Source organism: Pseudoalteromonas sp. C8, from assembly GCF_011378685.1.
GTDB lineage: Bacteria > Pseudomonadota > Gammaproteobacteria > Enterobacterales > Alteromonadaceae > Pseudoalteromonas > Pseudoalteromonas arctica.
Genome location: NZ_WTKT01000002.1, coordinates 110,183 through 124,014 on the forward strand (window position 1 = coordinate 110,183; position 13,832 = coordinate 124,014).

General features: G+C 39.3%; 13 protein-coding genes. 5 read left to right on the forward strand and 8 right to left on the reverse strand.

What is annotated here, in order from left to right; translation table 11 throughout:
* Positions 1–77 precede the first annotated feature (77 nt).
* The 4 genes from GQR39_RS02435 to yegD all read left to right on the forward strand — a co-directional run bounded on the left by GQR39_RS02435 (position 78) and on the right by yegD (position 3,412).
* Entirely contained in the window at positions 78–377 is a 300-nt protein-coding gene (locus GQR39_RS02435) for a hypothetical protein (RefSeq protein ID WP_007581307.1), read from the forward strand.
* Between the two features lie 75 nt (positions 378–452).
* The gene (locus tag GQR39_RS02440) at positions 453–1,109 is read left to right on the forward strand and encodes an HAD family phosphatase (protein ID WP_165734728.1); all 657 of its coding nucleotides are present in this window, start codon (positions 453–455) and stop codon (positions 1,107–1,109) included.
* Positions 1,110–1,142: 33 nt separating this feature from the next.
* The gene (locus GQR39_RS02445) at positions 1,143–1,985 is read left to right on the forward strand and encodes a DNA ligase (RefSeq protein WP_165734729.1); all 843 of its coding nucleotides are present in this window, start codon (positions 1,143–1,145) and stop codon (positions 1,983–1,985) included.
* A 62-nt stretch (positions 1,986–2,047) separates the two neighbouring features.
* Positions 2,048–3,412: a molecular chaperone gene (gene yegD, locus GQR39_RS02450; RefSeq protein ID WP_024607177.1), complete on the forward strand. Its 1,365-nt coding sequence runs from the start codon at positions 2,048–2,050 to the stop codon at positions 3,410–3,412.
* Between the two features lie 19 nt (positions 3,413–3,431).
* Here yegD and GQR39_RS02455 read toward each other — a convergent pair whose 3' ends face one another.
* The 3 genes from GQR39_RS02455 to GQR39_RS02465 all read right to left on the reverse strand — a co-directional run bounded on the left by GQR39_RS02455 (position 3,432) and on the right by GQR39_RS02465 (position 5,804).
* The gene (locus GQR39_RS02455; protein WP_002958191.1) at positions 3,432–3,896 is read right to left on the reverse strand and encodes a methylglyoxal synthase; all 465 of its coding nucleotides are present in this window, start codon (positions 3,894–3,896) and stop codon (positions 3,432–3,434) included.
* A 67-nt stretch (positions 3,897–3,963) separates the two neighbouring features.
* Positions 3,964–4,608, reverse strand: a complete 645-nt coding sequence (locus GQR39_RS02460) for a LysE family translocator (RefSeq protein ID WP_101164159.1) — start codon at positions 4,606–4,608, stop codon at positions 3,964–3,966.
* Complete coding sequence (locus tag GQR39_RS02465; RefSeq protein ID WP_101164158.1) at positions 4,605–5,804, reverse strand: multidrug effflux MFS transporter; 1,200 nt, start codon at positions 5,802–5,804, stop codon at positions 4,605–4,607. The genes GQR39_RS02460 and GQR39_RS02465 overlap by 4 nt, the downstream gene beginning before the upstream one ends.
* Before the next feature lie 183 nt (positions 5,805–5,987).
* Between GQR39_RS02465 and GQR39_RS02470 the strand changes: the two genes are divergently transcribed.
* Complete coding sequence (locus tag GQR39_RS02470) at positions 5,988–6,461, forward strand: hotdog fold domain-containing protein (RefSeq protein WP_002958195.1); 474 nt, start codon at positions 5,988–5,990, stop codon at positions 6,459–6,461.
* Positions 6,462–6,482: 21 nt separating this feature from the next.
* Here the strand turns inward: GQR39_RS02470 and GQR39_RS02475 are convergent, their stop codons facing one another.
* From GQR39_RS02475 to GQR39_RS02495, 5 genes are all read right to left on the reverse strand, one after another.
* Positions 6,483–6,965 (reverse strand): polymer-forming cytoskeletal protein, encoded by a 483-nt coding sequence (locus GQR39_RS02475; RefSeq protein ID WP_007581324.1) that lies wholly within the window; start codon positions 6,963–6,965, stop codon positions 6,483–6,485.
* Entirely contained in the window at positions 6,955–8,118 is a 1,164-nt protein-coding gene (locus tag GQR39_RS02480; protein WP_165734730.1) for a M23 family metallopeptidase, read from the reverse strand. Before GQR39_RS02480 ends, GQR39_RS02475 begins: the two co-directional genes overlap by 11 nt.
* A gap of 143 nt (positions 8,119–8,261) precedes the next feature.
* Positions 8,262–9,575 (reverse strand): fumarylacetoacetase, encoded by a 1,314-nt coding sequence (gene fahA / locus GQR39_RS02485; RefSeq protein WP_165734731.1) that lies wholly within the window; start codon positions 9,573–9,575, stop codon positions 8,262–8,264.
* 136 nt (positions 9,576–9,711) lie between these two features.
* On the reverse strand, positions 9,712–10,758 hold the full coding sequence (gene hppD, locus GQR39_RS02490) for a 4-hydroxyphenylpyruvate dioxygenase (protein WP_165734732.1): 1,047 nt from the start codon (positions 10,756–10,758) through the stop codon (positions 9,712–9,714).
* 303 nt (positions 10,759–11,061) lie between these two features.
* Positions 11,062–13,809, reverse strand: a complete 2,748-nt coding sequence (locus tag GQR39_RS02495) for a metallophosphoesterase (RefSeq protein ID WP_165734733.1) — start codon at positions 13,807–13,809, stop codon at positions 11,062–11,064.
* Between the last annotated feature and the right edge of the window lie 23 nt (positions 13,810–13,832).

Consider the following 13,832-nt stretch of genomic DNA (forward strand, 5'->3'; position numbering starts at 1 on the left):
GCAGGCTTTTTTATTTGTATAACCCCTTTTAGAGCTGCTAAAGTAGCGCCTAATTGGTTTATTTAAAGAGAAGAGCAATGGCTGGATTTTGGAATTACCGTGTAATTTTTTGTGAAGCAACGAAAGATGAAGCAGCGCAATATCAAATACACGAAGTAGAATATAACCTGAACGGTAAAGTGACTAACTGGTCAGAAACAGGCGCAGCCCCTTTTGGTACAACACTTGATGAGTTGAAAGATGACTCAGATCGTTTAAAAACAGCATTTGAAAAGCCTGTACTTAAAGTTATGCGTAAAACGCGTGGCTACGAGCTTGTTGATGTTGATACGGGTGAAGAAGCAACGGGTGAGCCACCAGCTGGCTTAACGCAATAACAACAATTTAATAAAAGGTGCTTAAGGCGCCTTTTTTATTGTCAAAATTTGGCTTAGGTTAAATAAGGAATGAGGATGACATTAGAAGCAGTATTATTTGATATGGATGGCACATTAGTTGATTCAGAAAGCATGCACTTTGTATGTTGGAGTAAACTACTTAAGCCTTATGGTGTTAGTTATTTAGAAAGTGATTTTTGTCAGCGCTTTTCAGGACGACCCACTTTAGAAGCTGCAATCGAAATTAAGCAAGAGCATAACTTATCAGTAAGCGCACAGTTTTTAGCGGATGAAAAATACCGTTTATTTGGCGAATATGTAATAACACATTTACCACCACTGATGCCGTTTACTGAGCAAACGTTGAAAGCTGTAAAAGCGAGTGACTTAAAAATGGCGCTAGTAACGGGCAGTGCTAAAAGTGAAGCTATGCCAATACTTAAAGGTTTAGGATTTTATGAGCTGTTTGAGACGGTGGTAACAAAAGACGATGTAACTAATCCTAAACCTGCTGGAGACCCATATTTACTGGCACTTAAGCAGATAAATATACAGGCAGGCAATGCAATTGCTGTCGAGGATACATTTACCGGTGTTACGGCGGCCAACAACGCTTTGTTACGTGTTGTAGCCATTGCCAATAGCCATACTAAAGATCACGATTTTAGCCAAGCTACCTATAAAATGAGTAACTTAGATGAGTTTTGGCAATGGGTGCAATCTCAACTATAGTTTAAGCCAACTTTTACTTGCTTGGATGCGCCAATGTTTACTATTAAACACCTGCTTTTAATTGTTGTTGTACTTTTTACGCAATGTATAAGTGCAGCACAACCCTCTGTTTTACTGGCTAAAGTATATAACGAAACTAAACATTACGATGTAAGTAAGTATTTAGTTAGTGAAAAATATGATGGCGTAAGAGCTATATGGACCGGCACGCAGTTTGTTACTCGCAAGGGCAATATTATCAATGCGCCGAGTTGGTTTACAGCGCCATTGCCAAATGTATGGCTTGATGGTGAGCTATGGACCAAGCGTGAGCACTTTTCTGCGCTTAGTGGCATAGTAAGAACTAAAAAACCTAATAATCATGATTGGCAAACTATTACTTATAAAGTATTTGATATGCCAGATGAAAATCTGCCTTTTAGCACTCGCTATAAAAACTATAATGAGCTTATTACTAGCCTAAACTCGCCGCACATTAGTGTTGTAGTCCAATATAGCTTTACTAATAATGAGCAGCTCACAGAGTATTTTGAAAACATAACTAAGCAGGGCGGCGAGGGCGTAATGCTTCATTTGGCTAGTGCTAAGCACAGCAATGGTCGAAGCAATGCATTACTAAAACTAAAGCCTTATTTAGATGCAGAAGCGGTTGTGATTGCACATTTACCAGGTAAAGGAAAATACCAAGGTATGTTAGGGGCATTAAGGGTAAAAACAGCACAAGGGCAGGTGTTTTCTATTGGTACTGGGTTTAGTGATGCAGAGCGCTCCACGGCGCCTGAGATAGGTAGCACTGTAACGTACCGATTTCATGGATTAACAAAAAACGGTTTACCGCGTTTTGCTAGTTTTTTACGAGTAAGAGATAGTTTATAACATTTATAATTTTTACAAAGTGTGCTAAATTGCGCGGCCTTTTTGGTAATGTATGGTGAAGTATGTTTGTAGGTTTTGATTACGGTAGTTCTAATTGTGCTATGGGTGTAATGAGCGAGGGTAATGTTCAATTAGTACCGCTAGAGCAAGGAAAACATTACTTACCGTCTACACTTTACACTCATCACAGTGCCTTGGTTGTTGACTTTGTTGCTAAGCACTTACATGGCACAGCCCATGAGCATGACTTTTTAGCACAGCGCCAAGCATTATTAAATACCTTGCCTCGTATTAAGTCAGACCTTGATTTACAGCCTTCAGATGAAACCCTATTTATTGGTCGTGAAGCGATTAGCGAGTACGTGCAGTTCCCTGAAGAAGGCTACTTTGTTAAGTCCCCTAAATCATTTTTTGGCGCAACAGGTTTAAAGCAAGGTCAAATTAACTTTTTTGAAGATATTGCAACCGCGATGATCTTAAAAATTAAGCAACGCGCTGAGCTCTCTCTAGGTAAAACACTTACACAAACAGTGATTGGTCGCCCAGTAAACTTTCAAGCTGTGGGTGGTGAGCAGTCAAATCAGCAAGCCGTTGGTATTTTAGAACGCGCTGCTAAACGCGCTGGTTTTAAAGACGTAGAGTTTTTATATGAGCCACTTGCTGCGGGTATCGATTACGAGAGTGATTTAACTCAGGATCAAAAAGTACTCGTTATTGATATTGGTGGTGGTACGAGTGACTGCTCGTTTGTACAAATGGGTCCGAGTTTTAGAGGAAATAGCCAGCGCGATGGCGATTTTTTATCTCACAGTGGTAAACGTGTTGGCGGAAACGATTTAGATATTGCTTTGAGCTTTCATGGTTTAATGCCGTTATTGGGTTTAGGCAGTACGTTTAAATCAGGTCTACCTTTGCCTAATCAAGCGTTTTGGCAAGCGTGTAAAATTAACGATGTAAACTTACAAAGCCAATTTTATAGTGAAAGCCATACCCGAGAGCTAAATGCACAATTACGTGATGTAAGTGCGCCTGAGCTTTATAAGCGTTTAATACATTTACAGCAAAACAAGCAAGGTCATCAGTTAGTACAACAAGGTGAAGCGGCTAAAATAGCACTTTCATCAGCTAGTGCGTTTGATTGTGATTTAAGCTTTTTAGATAGTGGGCTGAATAAAAATGTATCGGTAAGCGATTTAGCTGTTGCCGTTGAGAGTAGTATTAGCCAAATAGTTACTTTAGCAAAACAAGCAATCAGCGACGCTGCGACCACGCCAGACATTATTTACTTAACAGGCGGTAGTGCACAATCACCATTGATTAAAGCGGCTTTAAGTGAGCACTTAGGCAATATAAAAATGGTTAACGGGGACCACTTTGGTAGTGTAACTGCTGGCCTGACTAAATGGGCCAGCATGCTTTATAAATAACCTAGATTACAATTGAGGTTTAAAGATCTATTTGTCGGGTTGCGAGGTATTTTTCGTAATCTGGCAATGTACGTTCAAGCTCTACATCCATAAGTGGTGAGCTTAATAACATATCTGCACTCACCTCATTACACGCCACCGGAATATTCCAAACAGCGGCTAAACGCAGCAGTGCTTTAACATCAGGGTCATGAGGCTGTGATGCTAATGGGTCCCAAAAAAATATCAAAACATGTATCTCATGTTCAGCTATTTTAGCGCCAAGTTGTTGATCGCCGCCCATAGGACCACTTAATAGCTGAACCACATCAAGTCCCGTGGTTTTTTGAATTAAATGCCCGGTAGTACCTGTGCCATATAAAGTGTGCTTACTTAGTATTTCTTTGTGCTTTTCACACCATAATTTTAATGCTGCTTTTTTACCGTCGTGGGCAACTAAAGCAATATTTTTTTGTGCGGGAAGAGATTGTGTTTTTTGTTCCATGCTGATTCTTTTTTATTAGTTAGCTTAAACTCTGGGTAATAAATCTCTTAACCAAAGTGCAGGTTAGTTAAAATAATAGATTGATAGCAAGGGCTATAAATACAATGCCGGTGATCCTATCAATCCAAAGTTGGCTATTTGGGTTACGTCTAAAAAACTGTGCAATTTTGTCGCCAAAATAAATATACGTGCAGTCAATCGGAAAAGCAAAAATAGGGTAAAGCAAGCCAAAAAAAGCGAGTTGAAAAGTAGCAGATGAAAGCGTTGGATCTACAAATTGCGGAATAAATGCAATAAAAAACAGCGCCACTTTAGGGTTTAGCACTTCAGTCATCATGGCTTGAAACATGACATTACTTTTTTTACTGGTACTTATATGCGGTTTATCGGTTTGCTTGTCATCAGATATAGGCTCTGGCTGCTTTAGCGTGCCTTTAATCATCATAAATCCCAAATAACATAAATATGCTGCGCCTACATATTGCACTGCGGCATAGGCACTTGGGGAAGCTTTTAGGACTGCGCTTAGGCCTACAACAGCAAATAGAGTATGAATAACCCCACCTAATGCAAAACCAAAAGCACTTTGCATACCGGCGCTTCGACCATTAGCAAATGTTTGTGCCATCAAAAATGCATTTGATGGCCCAGGTGCTACAGCCATTAAAAAGCTGGCTAATAAAAACGAGGCTAAAAAATCAGGATTGATCATTGAGCGCTTTTAGTTGGGTGTAAAGTATGTGCTTTTTTGCTCATTAAAATAATCCAAAGCGGAACTAGTAATAATAAATGAAAAGCAATTAACCACGGTGTACTTAACCCCAAATATTGGGTTAAAACAACGAGTATACTCGCGCCACTCATTTGCATAGCACCAAGTAATGCCGAGGCTGTGCCTGCTTGTTTAGGAAAACTCGACAGAGCCATACCTGCAGCTGAGCCTAAACTTAGAGCAAAGCCTAATGCTGCAATTAAAATAGGTAACATAAGCGCAAATGCCGTCTCTATACCGCTAAGGGCTAGCATTAAAACACCTGAAAAAACCAGTACACTCACACCGACACGCAAAGCACGTTGGCTATTTCGTTTAATGTACGTTGGTAAAATAAAACTAGCGACAATACTTATTACGGCATTTAACGTAAACCAAAAAGTAAAGTCGGCTACAGTGCCGCCTAAATGCGTAATAAGCCAGCCTGGAGCTAGCGTCACATAAACTAATATTGCCGACATTGAGACCATGCAAATTAGGCTATTAAACAAAAATACCGGTGTTTTTATAATAGGTGTAAAGCGACGTAAATCTAAAATATGCCCCTGATAATGGCTATCAGCAGGACGAGTTTCTCTAAAAAAGAATAGCGTAACAACAAGCCCTACAATGGCAAACGCGGTTAAAAACATAAAGTTCATACGCCAGCCAAATTGTACGGTAAGCCAAGCCCCTAAAATAGGTGCCATTGCCGGAATAAAGCACACAATCCCGTTAAGGTAGGTAATCATTTGTCCACTTCGTTCACTGCCATATTTGTCACGCACTATCGCAAATGCGACAACAAATGTGGCACAGGCTCCAAAACCTTGAAGGGCACGTGCAATCATCAATACTTCAAAAGAAGGCGAGTAATAGGCAAGTAATGCTGAGCCTGCATATAAACTTATACCCACTATAGCCACTGGCTTTCGGCCAAACCTATCGGCCAAAGGCCCCGCAATTAATTGGCCTAAACCTACTGTTAGCATAAAAATAGCAACGGTTTGCTGAACTTGTTGTTCTGTAACTGCAAATTGTTCTGCAATAGTAGGAAAAGCGGGTAAGTAAATATCGATTGCCATAGGGCAAAATATAACGAGTAACGCTAGGATAAGTAACAAAGTCATATTAGGTTTAGCGGGCTGTGTTTGCATTGAGTCTCCTTTTGCCGAGTATTTTAGGTGGGCACTCGTAAAAAAGAAAGGGCTTATGACCCCTGCATAGGTTGTCATTTTTATTTTTTGATTGGATTAAGCTAAAAAGGCAGCGTAAATGCACTTTTTAAAACTGGTCTGATGTGTTAATTTGAAAAAAGTAACTGTTGATGGAAAATAATAATGAGTAATAAATCTGCACTTGTACAAACATGGCATAAATTTAAGCGCCTACCTTTTGGGAATTGGCTTTTTACTAAAGCTGTTTGCTTTAAAGCGCCATATTTTGGTTCGATGAAACCTTACGTACTCGATCTTCGAGAAGGGCATTGTAGTGCGGTGGTAAAAAATCGTCGCAGCGTTCATAATCATATTGGAACTATTCATGCTATTGCGCAGTGTAACTTAGCTGAATTGTGTGCAGGTGTAATGGTTGATGCGACAGTGCCAGTTAAAACGCATCGTTGGATCCCAAAAGGCATGACAGTTAGGTATTTGGCTAAAGTAGATACAGATGTAAGGGCAGTCGCTGAAATTGATTTACCGCATAAGTGGATTGATAAAGAAGACTTAGTAGTACCGGTTAAACTGTATAATACCCGCAATGAGCTTGTTTTCACTGCAGATATTACAATGTACATTACTGAAAAAAGGTAACTTACGTAAAGCTGATTCTACTTAGTTTTTATCAGCGGCTTGTTTATTTACAAATGATAAGTCGCTGCCATCTTCTTTCAATAATGCTTTAACTTCTTTTGCGGGTTTTAGTTCTTTTGAAATTAGTTCCGGCTCTTCTTTTTCAAAGCGCTGTTTTAAACTGCCTTCAATTACTGCACCTGCATCAATACTCAATGTATCGTGAAACACATCGCCATGAACATGAGCGCCACTTTGTACTTTCACTTCACTGGCATTAATTGAGCCAATAACTTTGCCTTTAACAATAACGCTTTTAGCTTCAACAATACCTTCAACAACACCCGTTGAGCCAATAACTAAATGCTCCACTTTTATATCGCCATCAATGCGGCCATCAAGCTGTACTTCACCTTGGCTAACTAAAGTGCCTGTAAGGCGTACGTCTTCAGAAATAATAGACGGAGTGTGATTTACTCTTTTTAAATTAGAGCTAACTGTTTTTTGTTTTTTTCTACCAAACACGAGAAAGCGCCTTTGTTATTTTTAGAGGATTGACTTGTTTACCGTTAAGTAATACTTCGTAGTGTAAATGAGTACCTGTACTTCTGCCTGTGCTGCCCATTAAACCGATTACATCATGTTTAGTGATTGATTGACCTTTCTTTACTTTAATTTTATTTAAGTGTCCAAATCGAGTCACTAAGCCGTTTTTATGTTCAAGCTCAATAAAGTTACCATAACCACCATTGCGACCGGCACGAAGCACTACAGCGTCTGCTGGGGCAAATATCTCGGTTTTATGCCACCCGGCTAAATCAATTCCTTTATGAAAGGCATGATTACTATTCATGGGATCTTTTCTAAGACCAAAACTACTCGAAATATAATATTTAGCTTTAGCTAAGGGGAGGGTGTTTGGTAGTTCAGTTAAAAAGTTTTCTAAATTATTTAATGCTAATAACTTATCAACGATGGCTAAAAAGTGGCTTGGAATTTTTGTTTCGTTAAATGTATCAAGTGGGCCACCTTGTGCGGTTGTTTGGGCACTTAATATTAAGTGTTGCTCAAGCGCTGACTCAATTCCTGCGCCTTTGACCATAGCTAAAATAGCTTGGTGACGTTCGCTAATTTGGTTATCTAAAAAGTTAAAGCTTTGTTCATAATGATTATTCAAATTGGCAATTCTTGTTGCGAATGGAATTGGAGCTATTAACTGCGCTTGTTTACCTTTTTGATTTTCATCGACTAATGGCTCATGAAACTCATTGCCATTTTCATTAATAGGTACATCAAGTTCTGTATCAAGCTTAATAACATCTTTGCTAATTGAAGCGGGAAGGGACTCTATCATGCTTTGCAGTAGCGCCTGTTTTTGCTCAAGTATTGCAAGTTGCTCTAACTGCGTTGCTTGCAGGGCTTGTTGCTCACTGACTTTTTGTTGCCACAGCGTTTGCTCGGTTATTTGATTTTGTTTTATGTCAGAGATTTTATTTGTTTGTGTATAAACACGAAAGCTCGAAATACTCAGCCAAATAAAAGTGGCTAAAATAAGCGATGCTACAAAAAGTTGAAACCAAGAGGCTAAAACAACATGCTTAACTTCGCCATTTTGGCGAATAAGTAGCTGACGAGCTGGGAAAAATTTATGATAAAAAGACTTTATAAATACTGACATGGCATATAAACACTGGCTATTAACCGAATTAAGATAGCAATTTGAGTTAAAAAAGCTAGAAAAAAATTGTAACTGTTCAAAAATTAATAAAAAAGGGCTGCTTTTAGTAAGCAGCCCTTTTAATAATTTTTTTAATACTCGTATTACTTTGTAGGCAGTACTGTGCTCTCTACAGAGCCAAAACCTATGCGTGCATAGCCTTCTTTTTCACACCAACCGCGCATAATAACGTTATCGCCATCTTCTAAAAAGCTACGTTGTTCGCCATTACTTAGCGTAATTTTTTCTTTACCGCCACGAGATAGTTCAAGTAAAGAACCCGCTTCTTCGTGCGTTGGACCCGACTGAGTGCCCGAACCTAACATGTCACCTGGCATAAAGTTACAGCCATTTACTGTGTGGTGAGTAACCATTTGTGCCACAGTCCAGTAAGAGTGCTTAAAACTAGATGTTGATACGCGCGTTGGGTTATGGCCTTCGCTACGCATTTTTTGCGTTTGAATTTTAACATCCATTTGAATATCAAAAGCACCTTGGTCGCGATTCGCTTTTGACTCTAAATAGTCCATAGGCTGCGGATCGTTTTCATCACGCGTCCAGCTTGTTCTATAAGGCGCTAGCGCTTCGGTTGTAACAATCCAAGGCGATACAGTTGAGGCAAAGTTTTTAGCTAAAAATGGACCAAGCGGTTGGTATTCCCACGCTTGCAAGTCACGTGCTGACCAATCGTTAAATACACAAAAGCCAAATACGTGGTTTTCTGCATTTTCGATAGCGATTGCATCGCCCAGTGCATTGCCTTTACCTAAGTAAATACCCAGCTCTAATTCGTAATCAAGACGTTTACAAGGACCGAATGACGGCACTTCTGCATCAGGCGCTTTAGTTTGGCCTTTAGGGCGATGAAATGTTTGACCCGATACGTCAATAGATGAAGAGCGACCATGATAACCAATAGGTACCCATTTATAGTTAGGTAGTAATGGGTTATCAGGGCGAAATAAACTACCCACAGCTGTAGCATGATAAATAGAAGTGTAAAAGTCAGTGTAATCACCGATACGACAAGGCAAAGAAAACCCTATATCAGACTGTGCAACCAATGTATCGCTAAGTGCTTGTTGGTGCTCAGAGCCTGCTCGTAGTGCTTTTGAAAGCGCTAAACGCAGTGCTGACCAATACTGCCCCCCTAAACCCATAAATGTATTTAGAGTTGCTTCACTTGCTGCATCAGCGGCTGTTTTAGCGTCACCTGTTAAAACATTTAATTCACTCAGTTTTGCTAAATCAATTACTTGGTCACCAATTGCAACACCACCACGAAAGGCCTCATCAGACCCTTTACGGCGAAACTCTGCAAACGGTAAGTTTTGAATAGGGAAGTCGCAATTATCAACATTAGCTGACTCTACCCAGCTGGTTAAATTAATATCGTGGGTTTCGTTAATTAGGCTCATTACATTTCCTTTGGATTTTACTGTATGGCGACAAGGTATAGTTTATTTAATCATACTTGTACTTGGCGCCATACTTTTTAAATATTAAAACGACAAAAAGCAGCGAAATTCGCTGCTTTTAATTTACTCAAATATTTTATAAAACGCCGCGACGCTCTTGGTCGCGTTCGATTGATTCAAATAATGCTTGGAAGTTACCTTCACCAAAGCCACCATCATCAACGCGTTGGATCATTTCTATAAAGATTGGACCAAATAAGTTTTTAGAGAAAATTTGTAATAAATAACAATTTTCACTTTGGCTATCTACGAGTATCTGGTGCTTACGAATTTTGTCTTTATCTTCAGCTACCCAAGGTACTCGGTCAAAAATAGTATCGTAGTATTCTGGGATAATATCGAGCGTTGCAATTGTTGATTTATCCAGCTTATCAAGAGAGCTTACTAAGTCATCTGTTAAAAACGCTAAATGTTGAACGCCTGGGCCGTTGTACTCACCAAGGTATTCATCAATTTGGTTGTTATCGTTACCTTTACCTTCGTTTATTGGAATAGAGAAGGTGCCACAAGGTGATTTTAGTGCATACGAAATAAGCGCTGTTTTTTGACCTTTAATGTCAAAGTAACGTACTTCTGTAAAACCAAATACGTCTTTATAAAAGTTAGCCCATTTTTCCATGGTGCCTTTATAAACGTTATTGGTTAAATGATCGATTCGGATAAAGCCTTTATCTTCTACAACATTTTGCGTTTCTAAATCTTCAAAATCGCTTTCGTAAATAGTGCCTTTGTCGCCAAAATTCTCAATAAAGTAAATTAGGCTGTCGCCAATGCCATAAATTGCAGGGTAAGGCATGTTTTTATGTGTTGAATCAGTGGCTGGTTTTGCACCACGCTCTACTGCAGTTTCAAATGCTTTTTGTGCATTCTCAACACGCCAACCCATTGAACAAATAGCAGGACCATGGCTTTTAGCAAATTCTGCAGAAAAACCTTCACGCTCGTTATTCAGTAAAAAATGAATATCGTTTTGGTTGTAATAAACAATGTCTTTACCTTTGAATTTTTTAAGCTTAGAGAAGCCAAAATCAGTAAATACTTTATCCATATAATCAGCATCAGGTGTTGCGTACTCGGTAAATTCAATACCGACTAAACCTAAATAGTTATTTACTTCACTCATTATTATTACTCCCGCAATTAAGCACTGCGATTATGTGTTGTTGTCATATTGCAGTAGATAATCAACCAGATTCTTGATTTGGGGAAGAGGGGGGCACTATTTAGTGTGTAGTGTATGTGTAAATTTTATAGGACGGTTATTATAAAGTTACGTGTTTGTAATACAGTTAAATAAAATGAAGTTATGTGGCATAGGATTGAATAGTGGTTTTTATTCTTAATGTGTTGTTTTTAAATAACAAAAAGGAGGGTTCACCTGCGTGAAGCCTCCTTTTAGAATGAACAAGAAAAAGCTTAGTTGTATTTAATTATTTACACTTTTAGAGTTGCTACCAAAGAACTTGTTACGTTGCTCAATCCATTGGTTTGTTTTTATCGCTGGCGCAGCTTGATAGTGACGTTCAATCGTTTGATTTAACACTCGCGTCGGTTGCTCAAAGGACAACTTTTGTTGTGCGCCGCCCATACTTTTAATTTCACCGCGAGTCATAGCACGACCAGCATAGAGTAATGCATTTAAGTAACCAGGTCGGGTTTCGTAGTTGTTATCTGTAAATAACAGGATTGTTTTATCAAGTGCCCATCGACGGTTTATCTCGCCTTCTTCTTTAACACCTTCGAGTTCACCATCTACGTATATTTCAAATACGCCATTTGTTGGTGCGGCATAGAATACAAAGGCAATACGATGCCAATTACCTGGTTCAGTATCGCCAAAGTATCCACTACTGCTGGTTGCTTCACCGTACCCACCGTCTGGGCTTGCAAATATATCTGCGTCATCTGTATCGTAGTTTTCGGTATCGGCTTGGATTATTGCGCGGTAAATGTCGTTTGTTTCCAATGGCCAGTTTATATCCATAACTATTGTGTAGTCAGACACTAACCCGTCATCTTTAAAATCACCATTTGCAGCTGTGTTTAATGTAATTAATAGGCCTTCTGTTGGAGAGTGACGAGTAAAAGCCATTACACCAGAAGGACCATCAGTTAAATCGGCAATATTAAGATCAGTGGTTGTCTCATAGCGTGTATCTTCTGGGCCCCAGCCGTCATTTTCTGGGTCAAAGTAGCTTAAAACAGATGGACCTGAGTCTGGAATTAGTGGGTTTGTTGGATCGTCAAAGTTCCAAGTTGTTATATTTGCAACATCTTGGCAAGCATTAAGCTGTGTGTCTGTATCAAGGTGAAGACATTGAGTTGTTCTAAAGCGCGCGTATTGATCAAGTAGCCACCATGCTTCGGCAATTGGCTTTACATCATTAAAAGTAACACTGCTAAAAAATAAATCTGGGTTAAGTGCCGCACCTTTAAATAAAGCGACATTATAATTTGTCGTTACTTGAATATCTTCTGGCTTTAACACAAACCAATCGGGTTGGCTGGCGATCATTGTGTTTAAATCAGTGCCTGTAACGGTTACTTGATACAGTGAATTAAAGCCAGGTGTGTTTGAAGGCTGTCTTTCAACATAAAATGCTTTGTGAAAATCTTCTTGTGTAACAGTCCCTGGCGTCCATCTTTTTTGTACAAGTTCAGGGTTAAGCAGCGCTGCGTTAATTGAGCTTGAATGTTTAGTTGCAAGTGCTGTTATTTCTGCAACTTCAAAGCTACTTGGGTAGTTTTCTGAAATGGCAATTTCTGTATCAGCATCGGGTGCATATCGGCCCATTACTTCATCGATAGCTAGCTTGGTTTCTTCGTCAGGTTCTATAGATGTTCGCGTATCTACATGTTGATAATCGTAACGACTTAGTGCTTTATCTGCATTATTAAATACTAAATTTAAATCGGTGACTCCGCGAGCATAAAATTCTGGTTGAATGACTAAAGCATTATTTTCAAGCTCTATAAAGTCTTCACCACCATGAGTATGCCCACCAAGCACTAAATCTATACCGGGCACATTGGTTGCTATCTCAACGTCAGTTCCTTTACCTAAGTGGCTTAGCATTATCATGTAATCAACATCACCGCTGTATTGGCTTACAATACTTTGTGCGATTTGTTGCCACTTCCAACTCATTTTAAATTGTTTTATAAAGTCAGGAATAGGGTTATCTTCAATTGGCTCGTCAAGTTCATCCCATGGTACTGACGTCATCCCAAACACACCCAATGTTATGCAGCCAACCTGTACTTTAGCAAAGTCCACACCGCCAAAACTCTTATTTTTTTCTCCCTCAAATCGGGTATTACTTGCAAGTACAATGGCATTATCGTCTTGTGAAAACTCAAGCAGCTTTTCAGGACCCCATGCATAGTCATGATTCCCTAAAACACGTAAATCAAAAGCCATTAGCTTTACGGTTTCATCAGAGGCTAAGCCTTGTGATATTTGCTCTGCAACGGTCCCTTTTTCGTAATCATCACCACCATCGGTAAATAATGTATGCGGAGATTCGCTTAGCGCTTTTTTATAATAAGCTTTAATGCGGCTAAAATATTGTTCCTGATACCCAAAGCGAGAATGCATGTCGGCAACGTGCACAAACCTTACAGATTGCTCTGTTGCATTTGCATCACAGGTTGGGCCAATATCAGAAAACGCGACAGTACGTTGCATTTCTATTGCATAGCTACCTAGTTGGTCTACTTGTGCGCTAACAAAGCCTTGCGATACCGTTGAATTAGTAATACTTGACCAAGAATCGCCGCTCAAACGCGCAATAGTTAATTGGCCGCCTAATACATAGTCGTCAGGTATTTTTATAGTGATTGTCATTGGGCTAGAAAGTTGGAGTGTATTCGGGGTAAGCGTATGTATATCTGAAATGATATTTTTTGCTTGATTATTCTCATCAAGGACTAATTTTTCGTAGGTTATTTCAGTATCGTTAGCCACTATTTCCCCAGGGGCATTGATAGTAAAGTTACCTTCATCTAATGACGTTTGTAAGCCATTAGCATTGGTAATAATTAAGCCACTAGGCTCAGGCTCTACAGGATCATTTGGATTTACTGTAACTTGGTCTTCGGCTCCACCACAGGCAGATAAAAAAATAAGGAGAAATGCTATTAGAGTGGCACGTAATAATGTTAATGAATGCATATACTGCTGTCCCTGAGTCTATT

Excerpts from the sequence above, each read along its gene's own strand:
- GQR39_RS02435 (WP_007581307.1), top strand. The coding sequence starts at position 78 with ATGGCTGGATTTTGGAATTACCGTGTAATTTTTTGTGAAGCAACGAAA.
- GQR39_RS02440 (WP_165734728.1), top strand. The coding sequence starts at position 453 with ATGACATTAGAAGCAGTATTATTTGATATGGATGGCACATTAGTTGAT.
- GQR39_RS02445 (WP_165734729.1), top strand. The coding sequence starts at position 1,143 with ATGTTTACTATTAAACACCTGCTTTTAATTGTTGTTGTACTTTTTACG.
- yegD (WP_024607177.1), top strand. The coding sequence starts at position 2,048 with ATGTTTGTAGGTTTTGATTACGGTAGTTCTAATTGTGCTATGGGTGTA.
- GQR39_RS02455 (WP_002958191.1), bottom strand. The coding sequence starts at position 3,896 with ATGGAACAAAAAACACAATCTCTTCCCGCACAAAAAAATATTGCTTTA.
- GQR39_RS02460 (WP_101164159.1), bottom strand. The coding sequence starts at position 4,608 with ATGATCAATCCTGATTTTTTAGCCTCGTTTTTATTAGCCAGCTTTTTA.
- GQR39_RS02465 (WP_101164158.1), bottom strand. The coding sequence starts at position 5,804 with ATGCAAACACAGCCCGCTAAACCTAATATGACTTTGTTACTTATCCTA.
- GQR39_RS02470 (WP_002958195.1), top strand. The coding sequence starts at position 5,988 with ATGAGTAATAAATCTGCACTTGTACAAACATGGCATAAATTTAAGCGC.
- GQR39_RS02480 (WP_165734730.1), bottom strand. The coding sequence starts at position 8,118 with ATGTCAGTATTTATAAAGTCTTTTTATCATAAATTTTTCCCAGCTCGT.
- fahA (WP_165734731.1), bottom strand. The coding sequence starts at position 9,575 with ATGAGCCTAATTAACGAAACCCACGATATTAATTTAACCAGCTGGGTA.
- hppD (WP_165734732.1), bottom strand. The coding sequence starts at position 10,758 with ATGAGTGAAGTAAATAACTATTTAGGTTTAGTCGGTATTGAATTTACC.
- GQR39_RS02495 (WP_165734733.1), bottom strand. The coding sequence starts at position 13,809 with ATGCATTCATTAACATTATTACGTGCCACTCTAATAGCATTTCTCCTT.